Here is a 20,314-nt window from a genome sequence, read left to right on the forward strand (position 1 = left end):
CGTTAAAATTAAATGTGTATCAAATTACTCATCTCAGTTTCCTTAACTTTAATGGTGACATAATGCTCACGTCTGTCATCTTGCAGGCGGATATTGTTCTCAGCCTTGCGAACGGAATCAATAATGAGTTCCGTTTCATCTCCCGAAGTATGGTCGATCGTGATATAGTAAATCGTTTCTTTGAAACGATAGTGTATTTTAATGGCGGGCCATTCCTTAGGAAGACAAGGTTCGAAGAACAATTGGTCGCCTTCCCGTCTTAACCCTATAAATGATTCGATGATGAGCTGGTACATCCATCCGGCAGAGCCGGTATACCATGTCCAGCCGCCACGACTCTCATGCGGAGCCACTCCGTATACATCGGCCGCCATTACATACGGCTCTGTTTTATATACCTGGATCTCGGTCGCATCTTTACCGTGGTTTACCGGGTTGATCATGTTCAACAACTCCCACGTACGCTGCCGGTCGTGGAGTTTAGCAAACGCCATCACCATCCACACCGCTGCGTGTGTATACTGTCCGCCATTTTCACGTACACCCGGAACATACCCTTTTATATATCCTGGATCCTTTTCAGAGTTGTTGAACGGAGGATCTAGTAATTGTATAAGCTTATGGTTTCTTCGCACGAGATATTGGTCTACCGAATTCATGGCGCTGACAATGCGGTCGGGCTCACCAGCTCCGGAGAGAACCGCCCAGCTTTGTGATATAGAGTCAATGCGGCATTCATCATTTGCAGATGAACCGAGCGGTGTACCATCGTCATAATAAGCGCGCACATACCAGTTGCCGTCCCATGTATGCTGGTTGATATTCTTGCCGAGTTGCCGTGCGTTCGAAGCGCATTCTTCAGCAAATGCTATATCGTTGTGCACGTGTGCTATAGATTCAAAACGTTTCAGTACATCATGAAAGAAAAACGCAAGCCACGTGCTTTCCCCTTTGCCATGTATACCAACCATATTCATACCATCGTTCCAGTCACCTGAGCCAATGAGCGGCAGTCCATGCTCTCCATATAGCATGAGTCCACGGTGGATGGCGCGCTTACAGTGATCATATATACTGACACGTTGCTCGGATATACCGGGGAGATCGTAGTACGATTCTTCATTGGCGTTCAGCGGACGACCTTCGAGGAACGGTACGACTTCATCCAGAATCTGTACGTCACCGGTTGCGATAACGTAACGGCTGGCAACAAAGGGAAGCCACATAAAATCGTCAGAACATTGTGTACGTACACCGCGGCCTACAGGAGGATGCCACCAATGTTGCACATCACCATCTTTGAATTGACGTGACGCTGCGAGTATAATCTGCTCGCGTGCGAGTTCAGGTTTTGCATGCAGTAATGCCATTACATCCTGAAGCTGATCACGGAATCCAAAGGCACCACCACTTTGGTAAAAGCCGCTTCTTCCCCAAAGCCGTGAAGACAGCACTTGATATACCAGCCATCCGTTGGTTAACATATTCAATGCAGCATCGGGCGTTTCGATATATATAGTGCCGAGTGTTTTATTCCAGAAACGGTGAACATTTTGCAAGGCCTCCTGTGCAACTTTTCTTCCGCGATGTTTGCGTATGGTCTCTTTTACTTCTGGTATATTTCTTCCTGAACCAGTACGGAAAACTATTTCACGCTCTTTACCATTTTCAAGTTCAATCGGAACTTGCATAGCGGTACACGCATCCAAACCAGCTCCATATTTACCGGAGAGTTGCACACGCTTTAATGCGTCCGGTGCTTCGAGTGTACCGTTGCGTCCTATAAATTCAGTGCGATCGCAGGTGAAAGTATATTCTTCGGCATCGACATCAAAGAAGGCTGCACGACTATTGAATTCAGCGTTATAGGGATTTGTAGCCACGATCGCACGCGTAGCGGCATCAACCTCTGTTACAAGATGCAATACCGACTTCTCGCGTAAATCTGACAGCACCCATTCTATATATCCGGTCGCTGTTAACTGACGGGTTCTTCCGGAATTGTTTTTGATTTTGACAACGGTGAATTTTACGGCAGCCTCCAGGTCTACATATACCCATACTTCTGTAAATATACCATCTTCCAAATGTTCATATACAGTATAGCCGAATCCATGCCGTGTAATATAGGGTGTTTTCCCTTTGGCAGGGAAAGGCATCGGCGACCAGCTATAGCCACTTTCTTCATCGCGTATGTAGAAAGCCTCTCCACTTAATCCAGTAACCGGATCGTTGTGCCAGGGCGACAAGCGATACTCGTGTGCGTTCTCTGCCCAGGTATAGGATGAACCACTTTCTGTAGCGATGGTGCCAAAGTTTTTATTAGCAATAACATTGATCCACGGAAGTGGCGTTGGTTTATCTTTCGTAGTATAGATGACATACTCTTTTCCATCTTTTGTGAAACCACCATGGCCATTGAAGAATACAAGATCGGTGCGTAAGGATAAACCCGTATTGGAAGCTCCAAGCTGTATCGGTATAGCAACACTTGTCGGGTCGAGATACGGTATACTTGTTTTGATCGCACCACGTTTATTCACCTGGTCGATCAGACTTCCGCGGGTATCTGATAAAATTACACGCGCTACAGTCTGCAATAATACCCAGTCTTCGTTGGGAATCTGATCGGATGATCGTACAAAAATTCCACCTTGTTTGCCAGGTCCGTTTACACCTATACCCGCGGCAATCAAGCCGTGAATCTGATCTTGTAAAACTTGTCTGTAGCCTGTGTGATCTTCATTTATAATCACAAGATCAACAGCAAGTCCTTTCAGTTTCCAGTAAGCATGTGCCTGCACAAGTTGCCGTGCCAGTGTAATGTTGGATGAATCGGATACGCGCACCAATACAATCGGTAAATCTCCGGATATAGAGTAACTCCACAACGCAGATTGTCCACGTTGATTCCGTACGAGTATATTTTGCTTCGCGCGAAGTACTGGATTGCTGTAGATCACTGAACTGGCGAGTCTTCCAAATAATTGTTCATCACCTTCCGCTGCATTGATCTGTCGCAATACAACCTGACTATGCGTCCACGATAGTTCAAACGCGCGATCACGCAAGTGCGGATCCTGGTAACGATCGATCAAACCCTGACATTCACCTTTGGTTTTGGCGATGCCGGTAACTATATCTATAGCAATAGCATCATCCGGTTCAAGCGTCATGCGATATTGTACAGCAACAATGGGATCCAGCACAGAACCCTGTGAGTTACCAAGGGGTTCTTTTACCTTCATCGCTTTCGGGGCTGCTATACTATTGCCACGCCCTATAAATTTATCGCGATCGGTTTCATAGGAGATGTCTGTTGCATGCGTGCCGTTGAACTTCATCATGTGTAGCATCCACGGTGGTTGCTCATCATGTGAACGCGGCCTTCGTGTAGCCATGATAGCATGTTGGTGAGAGAGGATCTCCGTTTGTACAAACAAGTTGCTGAATGCAGGGTGCGCCGTGTCAGCATTTTGCGCATTGAGTACAACTTCTGCAAAGCTGGTAATGTCTATCTTCCTTTTCTTACGCGAGCGATTGATGATGTGTATACGTCTGATCTCTATATCATCTTCGGGTGATACAATAATCTCCGTATGAGTTTCTATAGCATTGTCAAGTCTTCTGAATTCAACCCTGCCTTGTGAAAAAACAGCGGCATACTGATCTGCCAGTTTCAAGGTTGGCTGATGTGATGTAGACCAGAAATTACCAGCGTCAAGGTCGCGTATATAGCAGAAGGAACCCCAGTTGTCGCATGTACTATCTTCACGCCAGCGTGTGATCGCTATATCTTTCCATCGGCTATAGCCGCCACCAGCGTTGGTGAGCATAACATGATAACTTCCATTGGACAGCAGTTGTACTTCGGGTGAAGGTGTATCCGAGGTGTTGATCACGCGCATTTCAGTTGGTGTCAGCACGGTGGTAACATCCTGCATATCGGTTGCTGCCGAATAGAAACCTGTAGTTTGTGGTACACGTTCCTGCAACAGAAGCAATGCAGTTTGAACCGCAGGATCAGCTTCAAATCTTTTCTGCATTGGCTGATCCAGCAGCGTATAGGCTAGAGACAGAAATCCCATGCCCTGGTGATGTGCCATGAACGTTTGAATCAATACGTGCCGTTGTCCACGCGGAGAACGCGAAGGCGTATAGTCTATAGATTCGTAAAATCCGTAACGTCCTTCAAAATCTTCTTTGCGCAATCGTTCAAGATTTTCATGTGCGGCTTGTGGATGTACCATCAATGCCATTACAGTTGCATAGGGTGCTATAACAAGATCTTCACCAAGTCCTCTTTTAAATCCTAATCCTGGAACACCGAATGCACGGTACTGGTATATCAAATGTGTATCCACTACGTTGTAGCATGATTCGGAAACTCCCCAGGGTATATTTCGTTGCCGGCCGTATTCAATTTGTTTTTTTACGGTGCCGAGCATGGTTTCATCCAGCAAGGTGTTGGGATAACTTGGCATAACCAGCATTGGCATGAGATACTCGAACATGGATCCGCTCCATGAGAGCAACACCGGAGTACTACCCGCTGTCGTGAGACGTCTTCCCAATGCAAACCAATTGTCCTGCGGAATTTTTCCTTGCGCGATTGCTACAAAAGAACTTAGTCGCGCTTCAGATGCCAGCAGATCGTAGAAACTGGAATCACGTTGAAGGATCTCTGCATTATATCCTATAGCAAGCAAGTGCTGTGCTTTATCATATAAGAAATCATACTCCATCGCTGCAAAGCCGGAGCATTCATTCACCAGGTTTTCAATGATGAGTAATTGTTCCTGTGCATATTGTGCGGCAGTTTTTAATGCGCTGTCAAATTTTTCGAGCCACAGCTCTTCTTCTTCGGTTCTCTTTTGAAGTGGAAGTGTTGGTAGTTCTGCCAGTGTTGTTTGATCAATCTCTGCGAGTTGTGCCAGTGTAGGAATCTCATTGAAGATCTTTAAGTGTGTGAATTTCTCAGGTGCTGGCAGTAATGTATGCCATGGTGCTATAAAATCAAATTCTTCAAGGAAAGTGTTCGCTTGTTTGGCAAGCGCCATTGCCCAATAGTATCCTTCGCTTTTCTGATCAAGTTGATTTATAGTCAGATTGCTATGTGCTACTATATTTTTAAGTGTACTTATAATGTCCTGAAATGTGATGCGCTTCAGCATCAGTAGCTCCGCTATATCTTTTTGAATGGATTCGTATAGGGTAGCTTGTGACGCAGGAAGGTTTCGGATCACTAAACGCAGCGTGTCGTAAAGTCCTTCTACCACCGCACGATCCGTTACGGTCTTATTGGGCAGTTGCTGAAGCCCCTGACTTAATGTGATCAGGTGCCCGGCCAAATTACCGCTATCAACCGTTGATATATATCTTGGATGTAAAGTCTGGAGCGTAGTGGTATCATACCAATTGTAAAAATGACCTTGATACCGCTCGAGTTTTTTCATCGTGTTGAATGTGTTCGCAGTGCGATTGATGAATTGTATACCCGAGGCATATCCAAAATCAAGGGCCGTCAGATTCGCAAGCAGCGCCAATCCTATATTGGTTGGTGAAGTGCGGTGTGCTACTACCGGTATAGGATATTCCTGGAGGTTATCTGGCGGAAGCCAATGATCAGCAGGGCCTACGAGGTCTTCGAAAAATGCCCACGTTTTACGCGACAGTTCTCGTAATGTACTTCGCTGATCAATGCTCAACTCTCCGATCAATGCAGGTACCGGACTATTGAGCCACGCAACGATAGCAGGCGACAGAATCCATAATACCAGGAAGGGTATAGCGACCACCACTGCTTCCGGGCGAAGTTTGATTAGTGCCACCAGAATGCCCAGTGCCAACACCGGGGCGATGAACATGCGTGTATATGTTTCAAGTATATTTTCCCGGTGGCCTGGTTGGACAGAACCGGATGGATTCCATTCCAATAACTTCTTGCGCGATATAAACATTCTCCATACTGTGCGTACGATAGCATCCGCGTTGATATAGGCCTCGTATGGTAAACAGACTATTGTAAAGGAAGCCTGTAAAATAGTTTTATAGGTATTGCGGAGTGAATTCAGGATGTGATGCCGGAACAAAACTTCTTTCGGTTTGTGAAGCATGCTCCAGAGGGAAATCAGAATAGAAGGAAGTATAATTAATCCGGTTATACAGATAGTCCAGAACCACGTGGCAGGTAAAAAAAGCCAGGTGAGTATATATAGCATAGTCAGGGCAATCGGAACAACACTGCGTCTGAGGTTGTCAAAGATCTTCCAGCGGGATAATGTTGAGACAGGATTTTTCTGCAGGTTCCCATTCTTGTTGGGTACAACTGGTAGAATCCAATTCCAGATCTGCCAGTCGCCACGAACCCAGCGATGGCGCCTGCCGATATCAACACCGTAGTTGGAAGGATAATCTTCGTAGAACTGTATATCGCTGGCATAGCCACACCGAACATATGCACCTTCGATCAAATCGTGGCTGAGAATCCGGTTTTCGGGGAAGCGATCATCCAGTACTTTTTCGAAGGCATCAATGTCATATATACCTTTTCCTATAAATGAGCCTTCTGAAAATACATCCTGGTATACATCCGACACAGCATTCGTGTACGGATCAATTCCCGAGTCATTTTCATGAAGATGGGTATAGCGTGTGCGTTCGGCACCGTGTAAGCTTACTGCAATGCGCGGCTGCACAATGCCGTATCCTTCGGTTATACGTTTCTTTTCTTCGCTATATACCGGTTGATTCAACGGATGCGCCATGATGCCAACAAGTTTCCAGGCAGCATCACGCGGCAGTTGCGTATCGGTATCCAACGTAATAATATAGCGTACCGATTTATAGATCGTTTCTTCTCCGATAATCAAGGCGAATGCTTGCTTTACATTGTCGCGTATTAACCGATTCAAATCGCTGAGCTTTCCTCGCTTGCGTTCATAGCCCATCCACTTTCCTTCGCGCGCATTCCATAATCTTGGACGATGAAACAGAAAGAAGGTATCATTTATTGTTCTTCCATACTTTGCGTTGAGATGCTGAACGCCTTGTTGTAATGTGTTGACCAGCGCCTGATCTTCCGGCAATGTTTCCTGTGATGCATCTTTAAAGTCAGTCAGCAAGCCGAAGAGAAGATTCGGATCCCGGTTTGCCAGAAAACGTACCTCTATATCTTCCAGTAATTTTTCCGCTTGCTTTTGATTACCCACCAAGCTCGGGACGACCACGAGTGTGCGATACTCATTGGGTATACCCGTAGAGAAGTTCATTTTGGGTAAGCGTGCAGGACTCGTTGCAATGGTAGCAATCCAGTTTACTATAGCAAGTGCAAATTGACTGGCTCCTAGTATTACAAGGAGCATAAGGAGTATAAATAGTCCATCGTGGACACCGTTATTATAGGCTCTTGTTAATAACCCAACAGCAACAGCTATAGTCAATAACACTACACCAATACTATATATACTACCTGCGTTGCGTCTGCAAAAGTGCAGGATAGCCATGCCGTTGTACGACACAGCCTTTGCGCGTTGTGCAGTTTCTTTTACTCCGGGGCCAATGAGGTAGTACCCTACGTGTGCTTTACGTTGATCACCATTTTCAATTTTCTTTTCCTGCGAAAGCGTCAGTGCAATTTCCGATAGCGCATGTTCGGATAACTCACTCTTCTTCGCCATTTTTTCGATCACATGCCGGTAGCGATCGCGTGTAGCAAAATCCATCTTGGGATATATACCGGCAGCGTCCAATCGAAGCGTTTGTTCTACTACACTCACAGCTTCCACAAACTCACGCCAGTCCATCTTGGAAAGGAAACGCAGGCTGTTTATACTGTTGCTCATCGATACCTGGTTTGCTGCCTTCTTCTGGTTTTCGGCAAGCACCATGGCATTGATGGTAATGCCGGTTTCAGAGAGATGTTGTTCGATCCAATTTATAGGCAGTGTGAGATCAGGACCTTTCCATTGAAGTTTGCGTGTGAAGGCTGCAATGAATGCGCTGACCATGGGGGGATTGGATCGCGACATATCAGCTATCACCAGTACCAGATTTTTGGGATCTTTTTCGGCTGTCTCGAGAATGCGCTCAGCCCAACCGTTGGCGAGATCTTCATCCAGCAGATCAATAGCAATACGTGATGCAACACGACTTAAATTTTCAAGCAACGCCAGGCGCAGTGTAATGGGTACAGCCCACAGTTCGCCAAGCGTAAGGTAATTTACTTTTTGATAGGCCGTGATAAAATTATTGAGACTATAGATATCAACATGACCATCACTATGCGAAATGATTTCTATCGCTATATCATATACTCTGGGAAGACCAGCAGATTTACCGCTGGCAATTCTAGGCAGTCCTTTACTATATCCTTTTGGCAAGTGACGTTTTGCGATACGAATCTGTTCTTCAACGAGGTAAAAATTATCCAGAAGCCACTCGCCAGCGGGAGTTATAATTTTTTTCTCTTTCACAGCGGTCTGTAAAAGAGCTGCTACACGAAACAGTATTTCCTCATTTTGTGCGAGGCGATTTAGCAATAGCTCAGGAGTCTCTCCGGAAGCAAGGATATGTGCCGTAGCCAGCTCGTGTGCATGCAAGTCCATCTGGTCTGCACTATATAGCTCTGATCGTAACGGGGGTTTTTCATTAACATCTTCACGGGTTAAATAATCCTTTTGAAAATGCTGACGAAGCTGATCAAAAAGGTCCTCTATGGTTGCTGAGTTTACCTTCATTGTGGAAGCAATAATTTTTTATGTGGAGTGCCGGACAGTTAGTCTTTAAATGATCCTACCAATAGGGACAGTGTGGAAAACAACGGACTTCATGTAAATGTACTTAACATTAGCGGTAACTTGGGGAATTATATTCCCTATCTCAAACAAGCCATAAGGGAATAGGATTTGAGGGTATAGCTCCTATGGATAGTCTAAAACAGAAAGTAAAGGCTTTCTTCCAGGATTATGAAGACCGTTTTGCGAGGGCGTTAGACGGTGATAATAGAATAGAAGGCGGAGTAGACGACATAGAGGGGACTGTTAACGCTTTCGCGGAGAATTTTATTGAAGCTAATCCTGCGGGAGTCATTGTTGGTAAGAACGATGATTCATTTCGTAAAATGATTCCGAAGGGTAATGAATTTTACCGAAGTATCGGAACTCGTTCTATGAAAATCAGAGATATCGAAGTAACAGTGCTCAATGAATACCACGTACTGGCTACTGTTGATTGGGATTCGCGCTATGAGCGCACGGATGGTAAAGCCATCGCTATTGAATTTCAGGTAATTTATTTATTGCAGTATCGGGACGATGCCCTAAAGATTTTTTCCTATATAACGGGCGATGAACAGAAAGCTTTAAAAGAGGCAGGGTTGATCTAATTATATGTAGTTGTTTTTCCGGAATTATCAATTGCCTCGGGATTAATCCCGAGGCAATTGCATTTATATATACTATATTATTTTTTCACTACTGTGAATTCAACTCTGCGATTGTTGGCGCGGCCGGCATCTGTATCGTTGGTATCGATAGGTTTGCTTTCTCCATAGCCGTGCGCTGTAAGACGGAAAGCTTCTATACCTTGGCTGATCAGGTAATCTACTACTGACTGTGATCTTCCCTGCGACAAGTTTGCGTTGTAATCATCAGAGCCTTTGTTGTCGGTATGTCCTGCAATTTCAATTTCAACGGTGCTGTTCTGCTTCAGAAATTCAACTACTTTGTTCAACTCTGTGAAAGATTCTTTCTTTAAAGTAGTCTTGTCGAAATCGAAGTATATATTTTTTAGACGAACGGTCACACCAATCTCGATCGGCAGCAAGTATAGATCGCGTATCGCGGGTGAAAGTTCTTCGCTTTCAAGCTGAACGCTGTCTGTTGAATTCAAATATCCTTCCGCGGAAGCGGTGATCATATACCAACCTAATTTTGGTACTTCTTTTTCATAGCTGCCACGGGACGCATCTACTTTGAAGTTAGTCTTACGGTCGTTTCGCAAAGCGATGTCAAGCTTGGCAGCGATTTGTTTATCCGTCTTCTTATCGTAAACATTTCCGGAGACCAGAAGTTTTTTGGCTACCGGCTTCAGCAACATCTCGATATATATAGTGGTATCTTTTGTGAGTACAGGTAATTTAAAGGACTGCTCCTTTGGAAGGAACCCTTCGGTGCTGGCAGCTATAGCAAAGCTGTTCATCTCGGGTACTTTGGTATCAAATTTACCGGTGGCATTGGAGCGCAGCTTTACAGGTTCTTTATCTGCAACTTTTATATCTACGTTAGCTTGCAACGGCTCTTGTGTTTTTTCATTCAGCACGATACCAGTTAACTGTACTTTAAATGTTTTGGGCACCAGCTGGTAGAGGTCGAGTTGTGCGCCATCCATAGCTTTGTTTGCACGACTTGTAAATACATTGCCGGCATTATCAATGGTGAAATAATAATCAAGAGCACTTGTGTTGATGGGTTTGCCCATGTTTATAGGTTCAGACCAGTTTGCCCATGTTTCATCCAGGCGTGTTGTCCTATAAATATCAACACCACCTTGTCTGCCTGGTGACTGACGTGCACTTGCGAAGTATAGTGTTTTTTGATCGGGGCCGATAAATGGTCCAACATCGTCTAGTGTAGTACTGAGTTTCAATTTCACTGGTTTAGACCATGAGCCGTTTGGAAGCAGATCACTTCCATAGAGATCACTGTTGGGACTATTTTCTTTTTCACTGAAGTATATGATCATATGCTTCATATCGGCCGACATACTCGCGCCATAGAAGCGGCCTTTATTCATAGACTTAAAATCTTTTACATCGAGCTCGCGAAGTGAACCGCCTGTAACAATTGAGAACCCTTTTTCACCTTTTGTTCTTCCTCCTTTAATGAACAAGTTTCCATCCGGGAATACAGTGAACACCTGGTTAGAACGATGGATGTTGAATGGACTGCGAAGATGTTCTGCTTTTCCCCAAACGCCATTCGCATCTTTCTTCGATACCCAGATGTCTTGAGTATCATCTTTACCTTGTGTGTTTTCAGGATGATCCTGAACAAAAAAGTATAGCGTGTTGCCGTCCGGAGAAATTACCGGAGCAGCTTCATGATGGAACGTGTTAACGTTCTTGTCCATTTTAACAAGCTCGTAGCGCTCCATAGATTGTTGAGCCGATTGGCCAAGTGCGCAAAAAGTTAGGAGACTAAAAAATAGTAATAGTGGGGTTTTCATGTAGGTTAAATTAACAGAGTAAAGTTAAGACAATAACAGAAATCGTAACACACAAAAAAACCGGGCTTTTGCCCGGTTGGTCGATAGCCATAGCGTTATTTAATAGCTTTATGAAAAATTACTTACATAGACTTTACATACGCGTGCTGCCGATGATCTTTAGGCCACCCATAAGGACCACAGCAATAATGATAACAAGCGCCAGGGCATTGAAGATAAACAAGCGTTTATGTTTAGCGGTTGCGTCAGTCATGCGTTTCGATGTAGAGCGTGCTACCGTGATGAGTATTACCGCGATAAGCATTCCAAAGATATGTTCCACTGTCCAATAACGTGTAACTTTATCACTCATCGTAGTACTTCCAAACTGCACGAAAGGACTTACAAAATAGAGCGTCAACCCGACCACAAACTGTATATGTGTAAAGATCAACAGGAAAAGACTCAGCTTATCGTCTGCTTTTCCAAAAGGTTTTTTGTTAACAAAGCCCAGCAATGATTTTACAATCACTACAATAAGCAAGAGCAACAAGATGTAGCGAAGGGATGAATGGGTATGGAATAATCCGGTATACATAGCAAAGATTTAATTTGCGCACAAATTAACAAGGCAATTTCAAAGTTCCGAGCCTTTCATAACTTCTTTGGAGTGTGCAAACATTTAACTTCAGAATACAGGAACCATAGCCTCCGTTAATCTAAGTTTTCTTTGCCATCTTCAGGATATCGATGATATTTACTTACTGGTTTTAGAAATGCTATGGAAATCATTATAGTATAGATTTGCAACTGCGAAACCACTCATCATAATTTATCTGCATAAATAAAATACACTATGAAAAAACACACAACCCTCAAAAACTTTACTGTTTTACTACTGATACTGGTAGCCTTCTGTGCGAACGCGCAAACACTGACTATGAAATGGAAATCAGATACTGTATTTCGTGTTCCTGAGTCCGTGTATGTAGATGCAAAAAACAACGTGCTATATGTAGCCAACATTGATGGTAAATCTGATGAGAAAGATGGGAAAGGATTTATATCCAAGGTATCTCCGGAAGGGAAAGTAATTACATTGGAATGGGTAACCGGGTTGAATGCTCCGAAAGGCATGGGTATCTATAAAAACAATTTATATGTAGCAGACCTGAGCCGCATCGTTACTATCGACATTGCTACCGGGAAACCAACATTCACAGAAGTGGAAGGTGCCATTTTTTTGAACGATGTTACCACCGATGAAAAAGGAAATGTATATGTGTCGGATTCCCGTACGGGCAAGATCCACAAATTTGCCAATGGTAAAGCCGAAGTATATTATGAGAATGCTGAAATTAAAAGTACCAATGGTGTGCTGGCGATGAAGGATGCCCTTTACTTTGTAGATTTCCAGACTGGTAATTTTTATAAACTCGACTGGAGTAAAAAACTCTCAAAAGTTGGTACTGCTGCTCCGGGTGGTGATGGTATTGTTTCTGTCGGCAAGAATGAATTTATAATTTCCTCCTGGTATGGTGAAGTATATTTAGTTGATTCAACCGGCAAAGCAACGCGGTTGCTTGATACAAAGGAACAGAAACTTAATAGTGCTGACGTAGACTACGATTCTAAAACGAAGACGCTTTACATTCCGACATTTTTCGGGAATAGTATAGCGGCCTATACCGTTCAGAAATAATATCGTTTTTTAGTAATTTACGCCTGAAAGGCTATAGCGTATTGGACATACGCTATAGCTTTAAAGGAGACCCCGGAACAATATGAGTAAACCTATCCTGAAAGACCTGCATGAACTTGTTGAGGCAACCATCATCACGGAAGAAACCGCACAGAAAATCAGAGTATATTATAATCAAAAGGAAGCACAGGTACCCAACAGGCTTGTTATTGTCTTTGGTATTTTAGGAGCGCTGCTCGTAGGGTTGGGTATCATCCTGATTATCGCTCACAACTGGGATACACTGGGCAAGGTTCCGAAGCTTGCTATAGCATTGCTTCCCATGCTGGTGGGGCAGGCTGTCTGTGGCTTCGTGTTTTTGAAAAAACGCGATCACACTGCCTGGCGGGAAAGCAGTGCAGCGTTCCTGTTCCTTTCTATTGCGGCCAGTATATCTATCGTAAGCCAGGTATATAATATCGAAGGCACACTGCATGGATTTTTATTTCTGTGGATGTTGCTTGCGTTTCCGGTGATCTATGTGATGCAGTCGTCCTTTGCATCTTTACTATATATCTTAGGCATCACCTGGTATGCTTGTCAGCTTAGCTATTTCCATTACCCGAACGAAACGGCCTGGTGGTATTGGGGACTATTGTTGTTGGTACTTCCACATTATTATTTACTCTATACGAAAAGGTCAAATAGTAATTTCTTTGCATTTCATTCGTGGTTTATAGCAGCTTCCATTACCACGGTGTTGGGAATGTTTGGTAACTGGCTGGAAGAAATTACAGTCATTACCTATATAAATGTTTTTTGTTTTTTTATATTGATTGGTCAGGTTGAAAAGATTTACCAGCGCAGGCTTATCACCAATGGATTTCTGATAGCAGGAAGCCTGGGACTAATTTCGATATTGCTCTTTCTGAGTTTTGAAGAGTTTTGGATTGAGCTGTCGGGAGGGCGGGAATATAGGCCGGAGTTGATCGATGCGTATCCGTATTGGATCACTTTTGGTTTGGCTATAGCTTTACTGATCTGGTCAGGTATTAGGAAATCCTTTTTATCTCTGAATGTTAAAAGCTATGGCTTTATCATCGTATTACTGTTGGTGTTCATCAGTTTTCAATCACCCCAGTTAGCACGGATACTGACGAATATAATCTTGTTTGCATTCGGGATATTTACCATTCGTGACGGTGCACAGCAAAATCGTTTGAGCTTGTTAAACTATGGTTTGCTGATTCTTACAGCACTGATCATTTGCCGTTTCTTTGATGTTGATATGAGCTTCGTAGTACGTGGCTTGCTGTTCGTAGCTGTGGGCGTAGGATTTTTCGTTGCCAACGCCTGGATGGTGCGCAAGCGTAAAGCTGAGCTTAATAGCAATGTATAATGATTAGTACGTATAGTATATATATAGTATGAAACCAAAGCCAGGCTGTAGCGGCCTTGTCTTGTAACACTGAAACGAAATGAAAAAGATATTACTTCTGTTGTTTGCTTTGATGTGTCTGGCGCAATGGTATGTGCCTGGGATGATGATCTATGATCAGGAGCAAGTTTTAAGCGAAGGCAAAGTATATAAATTTAAAACGCGTCCCATCGACCCTTCTGATCCCTTTCGGGGAAAATATATAACCCTGAATTTCGAAGAAGATCATATCAATGTTACAGACTTTAAGGAATGGGAGAATGTGGCGGATGTGTATGTTTCGCTTCGAGATTCAGCCGGTTATGCACGGATCAACAGCGTTTCCATGTATGAGCCGGAAGGCGTAGACTATATAAAGGCGCGTGTGCAAAGCGTTGATTCATATGATGCGCCGTATACACTTTGGATCGCGTATCCTTTCGAAAGGTTTTATCTTGAAGAATCGAAAGCAGCTGAAGCTGAACGGGTATCGTGGCAGGCGCGTACAGATTCAACGCAAGTTACGTATGCCGTGGTAAGTGTAAAGGATGGTAAGGCAGGACTGAAGGATGTGATGATCAATGACCGTAGTATTGCTGATATCGTTGCTGAGATTAATCAGGCGCAATCATCCGATTGACGGGTGATCTCTCCAGTTCGTCAAAAAGCGACACGACCAGGTTGGGCACCTTGTTAACTTGCCCTATCTTTCCTCTTGGATGGTATATAAGCAGATATCCTATTAATATAAAATATAAACTCTATGACCCTAAGAAATGGAATAGTATATGCGTCACTTGCTTTGTCGGTATTGGCTTGTTCTGATAAAAACGGAACAGAGAAGACTAATACAGAAACGACGACAGTAGGTGCTGTAATTGAATCTGAAAAGTTAAAATTCACGGTCGATACATTAACCGATAAACTTGATAATCCCTGGGGTATAGCATTTCTGCCGGATGGAAGAATCCTGGTAACAGAAAAAAAAGGCGAGATCAGAATTATAAAGGATGGTAAATTACTGGATGAGAAAATTGAAAATGTTCCTGCGGTATATGATCATGGACAAGGTGGATTACTCGATATAATTGTACATCCGGATTATGCTAATAATGGTTGGATATACCTGAGCTATGCAAAGCCTGGCGAAGGCGGTGGTGGCACAACGATCGCACGGACCAAACTGAATGGCAATGCTTTCACCGACTTTCAGGATTTATTTTCTGCTAAACCTTTTGCAGATTCTGAAGTTCACTTTGGATCGCGTATCGTTTTTGACGGCCAGGGTCATATTTTTTTTTCAAGCGGAGAAAGAGGTACCAAGGAGAATGCGCAGAACCTTGGTAATCATTTAGGAAAAGTACTTCGTCTCAATGAAGATGGGACAGTGCCAAAAGATAATCCGTTTGTAAATACAGCAGGCGCTAAGCCGGAGATCTGGAGTTATGGACATCGTAATCCGCAGGGACTGGTATATGATAAAGCAACGGGTGAGCTATGGGATGCAGAGCACGGTCCCAAGGGTGGAGATGAATTAAATAAAGTTGAGAAAGGAAAAAATTATGGATGGCCTGTGATTACCTATGGTATTAACTACGATGGTACTCCGATTACAGACATCACCGCGAAAGAGGGAATGGAACAACCTGTTTGGTACTGGGTTCCATCTATAGCAACGTGTGGCTTAACGCAAGTTACGAGTGATAAATATCCAAATTGGAAGAATAACTTTATAGTAGGCGCCTTAGCACAAACACATATAGCACGTGTTGAAGTAAGCAATGGAAAATATGTGAAGCACGAAAAACTCCTCGACAAAGTAGGGCGTGTTCGAATGGTTACGCAAGGACCTGACGGATATGTATACATCGCGACTCAAAGTCCGGGAATGTTGTTGAAGATTGTGCCCGCAAGCAATTAAATCAGCTGCGAGCTTTTGCTATGCGCTACGAGTTGCAGTTCTTTACTTGTAGCGCATAGCTAAAAACGCGGATCTATATATTATTCTGCCAGCATAAATTCATTCGCAGCCTGTGTAATTTTCTTTAGCTCTTCATCTGAAAGTTTAAAGTCGAGGGCCTTCACGTTTTCTTTTACTTGTTGCTCATCTCTTGCACCAACCAATACACAATCCATGGCCGGCTGTCGGGTTGTCCAGTTGATAACGAGTTGTGATAAACTTGCGTTATGACCATCTGCGATCGGTTTTATTTTTTCAAGGAGCGCATTCGCGCGATTTATATTCTCTGTGGTATAAAATTTATTGTTCTCGCGCGTATCACCTTCACCAAATTTATGTCCTGGCTTTATTTTTCCGGAAAGAAGCCCGCGTTGCAATGGACTATAAGGAATTATACTCATTCCTTTTTGCAGTGCCTGCGGTACTATATCTTTTTCAATGCCACGATTGATCATACTATACGGCACTTGATTCGAAGCAAGCTTTACAACTTTTAAGGCTTCATCAACTTGTGTTGTACTGTAATTGCAAACGCCCGCTGCACGTACTTTACCTTGTTCAATAAGTTTGACAACGGCACGCATCGTTTCTTCAATAGGTGTAGTGGCGTCAGACCAGTGAATCTGGAGCAGATCTATATAGTCGGTTTTCAACCTGCGCAGACTATCTTCACATTCTTTGATCACTTTCGCTGCCGCTGCATAGCGATATACTTTTAGGGCCTTCCCGTTGTTATCGGTAGTGTCAAAATAGAATTCACCTTCAGCGGTTTCCCAGTTCAATCCATACTTTGTAAGAATCTGGTATTGATCACGGGGTATACCTTGCAACGCACGGCCTACCAGTTCTTCGCTACGGCCAAATCCATACACCGGTGCTGTATCAATGGTTGTCATGCCCAAATCAAAGGAAGCACGAATTGCCCGTAATGCAGCACTTTCTTCAGCGCCTCCCCACATCCATCCGCCAACAGCCCAAGCTCCAAAAGCCATGGGTGTTACCTGTACGGATGAGTTTCCAATTTTCTTCAAATCCATCGTTGTATTGAATTATAGGTATAAATATACTATATAGATTCTGATCACATGCCCATCATCACAAAGGCGCCCCAGTAGTAAGGCTCTTTATATTTGACCATGAGCTGAAGTTGTGCTTGCTTAAAAGCTTTTTGTTTATTGCCAAGCTTCAACCAGTTTGTATAAAAGTTACTCATGAGTTGTTGGGTTGCGGCATCATCAACTTTCCAGAGGCTCATGATCAACGCATCCGCGCCTGCTACAAGAAAAGCACGTTGCAAGCCATATACACCTTCACCAGCCTTTACATCACCCAGCCCTGTCTCGCATGCACTCAATACGATCAGATCGGTTCCTTCAAGGTTCAGATTCATCGCTTCGTACGCAGTAAGTATACCGTTGTCATTGCTCTCCAGGTTGGGCATTCGTTTACCGCTTACCGTTCCGGATGCGCCAGCGAGTAACAGCCCTGAGCGGAGTAAAGGATTGTCGTTGGCATTTTCAAGATGTACACCAAAGGCAGCGCCACTGCTCTCGGTATCTTTCAGAAAATATCCATGAGTCGCAATGTGTATAAGTGTTGGTGCCTTGATCGATTTTAGATTTTTCTCGGTCGCTGTTTTTTCAGAGAACAAAGTCACCTGGTAGCCAGAGGTCTTTAATACTTTTGATATAGTATTCATCTCGATTTTGGTTCCGGGTAGCGCAGCAATTTCACCGGCACCATAATCCGGAAAACCAATCAATGTTGCATTTTTTCGTGGAGCTTTTGCCTTTTTACTTTTCCAGGCGATCAGGTCTTTTGAATTTCCCAGGATCACGAGGTCGTATCGGTTTATGACGTAATCGGCATCCGGCTTTTTCAGGGTGTTGAGATTGATCTGATTGTAAGCGCCATCCGGAGATATATAGATGAGTTTCTTCCCTTTGAGTTCGGGTTCTATACGTGCCCAGTATTGATCGTATGAGTATTCATCCGCGATTCGCTGCTGAACGGCATTGCGATAGAATTTCGAATAGCGGGTGTCCAATTGTGATCCATTATCCAGAATTACAAGCTTGGGTATATCTATACCTTTTGTTAATACCAATGCCAGGTACCGCGCATCGTTTTCAAACTTCTGATCATACTTTTGAACGCGGATAATTTCAACTACTGCTTCAGTGTCGGTAAGCAATGCTTTGATCTGATCAGCACTTACTTTTTTGGCAGAATAACTTGAAGAAAAATCTGCTGAACGCTCAGAAAGTTTTCGCTCCATTGCATTGGCGGCACGTTCGAGTGAATCCAGATTTATATTCTGTTGTCGAAGATCTTGTTTGGAATAAGCATATAGTCTTGCCAAGGTTTCTTTCTGGTCAAGCCACGTGCGATAATCTTTGATAAGCTGCACATCTTTACTGGTAAGAATTGCCTGCTTTACACGGTTGGTGGAATTGAGGAGCAGTGCCTTGGTGGCGATCTGGTAATCGTAAAGTGATTCGATGGCATGTGGGTTTTCTATACTTGCATCAATAGCAAAATTGTAGAACCGCTGAAAGCGTGGTGAAAGTATATCCCAGTATTTAGTCTTCTCCGCTTCGCTCATGGGCGGAAAGTATGTGTTGATAAAGTCAAGCGACTTATCCATAACGTTGCGATACATCATGAATGATCTATCCCATATTTTTCGCTTCCAGTATAGTATAGCTATATCCTCCTGCGATTGAACGTATAGCGGGTGATTGATTCCCAGCGTGGCTTCACGGATGGCCAGCGCTTTTTCAAGCAATGGATCTGCATCGGTATATTTACCTTTATAGCGGTAGAAATTTCCCTGATCACTGATGGCCTTGGCGTAAGCCGGGTTTTCTTCATTGAAGTTTGATTTATATATAGCAGCAGAGCGTTTTAAAAGGTCTTCCACTTTATCTTCTTTTCCCATTACTATATAAAGTGCTGCCTGGTTGTTTAACATGGAGGCATAGTCTGGATTATTTTTTCCTAAACGTTTTTCCATGCCAAGGTATATAGTTTCAGCTTCCGGATATTTCCCCATTTGCTGATAGAGTAATGCGAGGTTGGACAAGAACTTCAGGTGATTCCTGGATTTACTGCTTTGCAATTTTTCACCGATCACAATAGCCTCTTTCAGAGTTTTCTCTGCTTCTTCAAACCTGCCGATCGATTGAAACAACATCGCCTGGTTGTTGAGTATAATGGCGTAGGGCATGGCTGCCTGCAGATTGTTCGACTTGATAATGGAAAGCGATGTTTCAAAATCTTTTTCGGCTTCGTTATAGCGGGCAAGACTATATTTTAAAACTCCGTAATTGTTGAGCGATGCGGCTACGCTTGTGTTTGTGTCTCCGAATTTTGCTTTGCGTAAATCCAGCGCTTCAACTGTTAATTCTTCCGCTTGTGTGAAGCGTCCCATGGTAGCATAAAGCAAGCCTTGGTTGGATATAGTTTTAATATACCCTATATCTTCTTTCAGATTGGCTTTTTCATAAGCCGTTTTAGCGGCTACAAACTTTTTTTCTGCCATGGTAAATTTACCGTTGGCATACCACACTTCACCTGCTTCGCGATGGAAGCGAGCGAGCTCTGCATCGGACAATGCATCATTTTTTAAATATGAAGATGTTAGCCCGACTGCAGAAGTAAAGCGCGCAGCGGTTTCACCTTTTTCCTTTACGTCAAAGAGTCCTGAGTTATCACTAAGCAAAATCGCATAGTCGAAATCCGCGGAGTCAAACTCTGCGCGAGCTCGCTCCATATCCTTCATGGCAAGGTTGAATACCTTATCTCGATTGTCTTTCGTGTTGAGGCTCTTGCCTGCATCGGTGGCAGCTTTTTTAAGATCTTTCAGGAGTTGAGCCTGGAGGGGAAAAGTCAGGGTTAAAAGTATACCTGCGATTATAGGGATTCGCTTCATGATCGGGTTTTTATAGTTTAAATTTAACTAAAACGAAGCGGCAGGGTTTCAGAGAATGAAAAGAAATTGTGCGCTTTAAGTATCAGTGTTATCAAAATTGTTTTGATAACACTGATA

10 protein-coding genes are annotated in these 20,314 nt (G+C 43.6%); 5 read left to right on the plus strand and 5 right to left on the minus strand.

Translation table 11 applies throughout. The features are described from left to right. Nucleotides 1-8 precede the first annotated feature (8 nt). Entirely contained in the window at nucleotides 9-8,738 is an 8,730-nt protein-coding gene (locus B5Y40_RS01285) for a glycoside hydrolase family 94 protein (protein ID WP_079684902.1), read from the minus strand. A 185-nt stretch (nucleotides 8,739-8,923) separates the two neighbouring features. Here B5Y40_RS01285 and B5Y40_RS01290 point away from each other — a divergent pair, with 185 nt between their 5' ends. Continuing rightward, a complete protein-coding gene (locus tag B5Y40_RS01290; RefSeq protein WP_079684903.1) occupies nucleotides 8,924-9,385 on the plus strand; it encodes a hypothetical protein in 462 nt (153 codons plus the stop codon). A 77-nt stretch (nucleotides 9,386-9,462) separates the two neighbouring features. On the opposite strand, the gene B5Y40_RS01295 is transcribed toward B5Y40_RS01290, so the two are convergent. Together B5Y40_RS01295 and B5Y40_RS01300 are read right to left on the minus strand one after the other, a co-directional pair. After that, nucleotides 9,463-11,226, minus strand: coding sequence for an OmpA family protein (locus B5Y40_RS01295; protein ID WP_079684904.1), 1,764 nt, complete (start codon nucleotides 11,224-11,226; stop codon nucleotides 9,463-9,465). Between the two features lie 133 nt (nucleotides 11,227-11,359). Further along, nucleotides 11,360-11,803, minus strand: coding sequence for a hypothetical protein (locus tag B5Y40_RS01300; RefSeq protein ID WP_079684905.1), 444 nt, complete (start codon nucleotides 11,801-11,803; stop codon nucleotides 11,360-11,362). A gap of 258 nt (nucleotides 11,804-12,061) precedes the next feature. Here B5Y40_RS01300 and B5Y40_RS01305 point away from each other — a divergent pair, with 258 nt between their 5' ends. The 4 genes from B5Y40_RS01305 (at nucleotide 12,062) to B5Y40_RS01320 (ending at nucleotide 16,224) form a co-directional block, all read left to right on the plus strand. Next, on the plus strand, nucleotides 12,062-12,907 hold the full coding sequence (locus B5Y40_RS01305) for an NHL repeat-containing protein (protein WP_143785557.1): 846 nt from the start codon (nucleotides 12,062-12,064) through the stop codon (nucleotides 12,905-12,907). Between the two features lie 82 nt (nucleotides 12,908-12,989). Then, complete coding sequence (locus B5Y40_RS01310) at nucleotides 12,990-14,285, plus strand: DUF2157 domain-containing protein (protein WP_079684906.1); 1,296 nt, start codon at nucleotides 12,990-12,992, stop codon at nucleotides 14,283-14,285. A gap of 79 nt (nucleotides 14,286-14,364) precedes the next feature. Continuing rightward, a complete protein-coding gene (locus tag B5Y40_RS01315; RefSeq protein ID WP_079684907.1) occupies nucleotides 14,365-14,943 on the plus strand; it encodes a GDYXXLXY domain-containing protein in 579 nt (192 codons plus the stop codon). Nucleotides 14,944-15,066: 123 nt separating this feature from the next. After that, on the plus strand, nucleotides 15,067-16,224 hold the full coding sequence (locus B5Y40_RS01320) for a PQQ-dependent sugar dehydrogenase (protein ID WP_079684908.1): 1,158 nt from the start codon (nucleotides 15,067-15,069) through the stop codon (nucleotides 16,222-16,224). Between the two features lie 80 nt (nucleotides 16,225-16,304). On the opposite strand, the gene B5Y40_RS01325 is transcribed toward B5Y40_RS01320, so the two are convergent. Together B5Y40_RS01325 and B5Y40_RS01330 are read right to left on the minus strand one after the other, a co-directional pair. Further along, a complete protein-coding gene (locus tag B5Y40_RS01325; protein WP_079684909.1) occupies nucleotides 16,305-17,300 on the minus strand; it encodes an aldo/keto reductase in 996 nt (331 codons plus the stop codon). Nucleotides 17,301-17,344: 44 nt separating this feature from the next. Beyond that, the gene (locus B5Y40_RS01330) at nucleotides 17,345-20,197 is read right to left on the minus strand and encodes a CHAT domain-containing protein (RefSeq protein ID WP_079684910.1); all 2,853 of its coding nucleotides are present in this window, start codon (nucleotides 20,195-20,197) and stop codon (nucleotides 17,345-17,347) included. Nucleotides 20,198-20,314 lie beyond the last annotated feature (117 nt).

The organism is Ohtaekwangia koreensis (assembly GCF_900167975.1).
Classification (GTDB): domain Bacteria; phylum Bacteroidota; class Bacteroidia; order Cytophagales; family Cyclobacteriaceae; genus Ohtaekwangia; species Ohtaekwangia koreensis.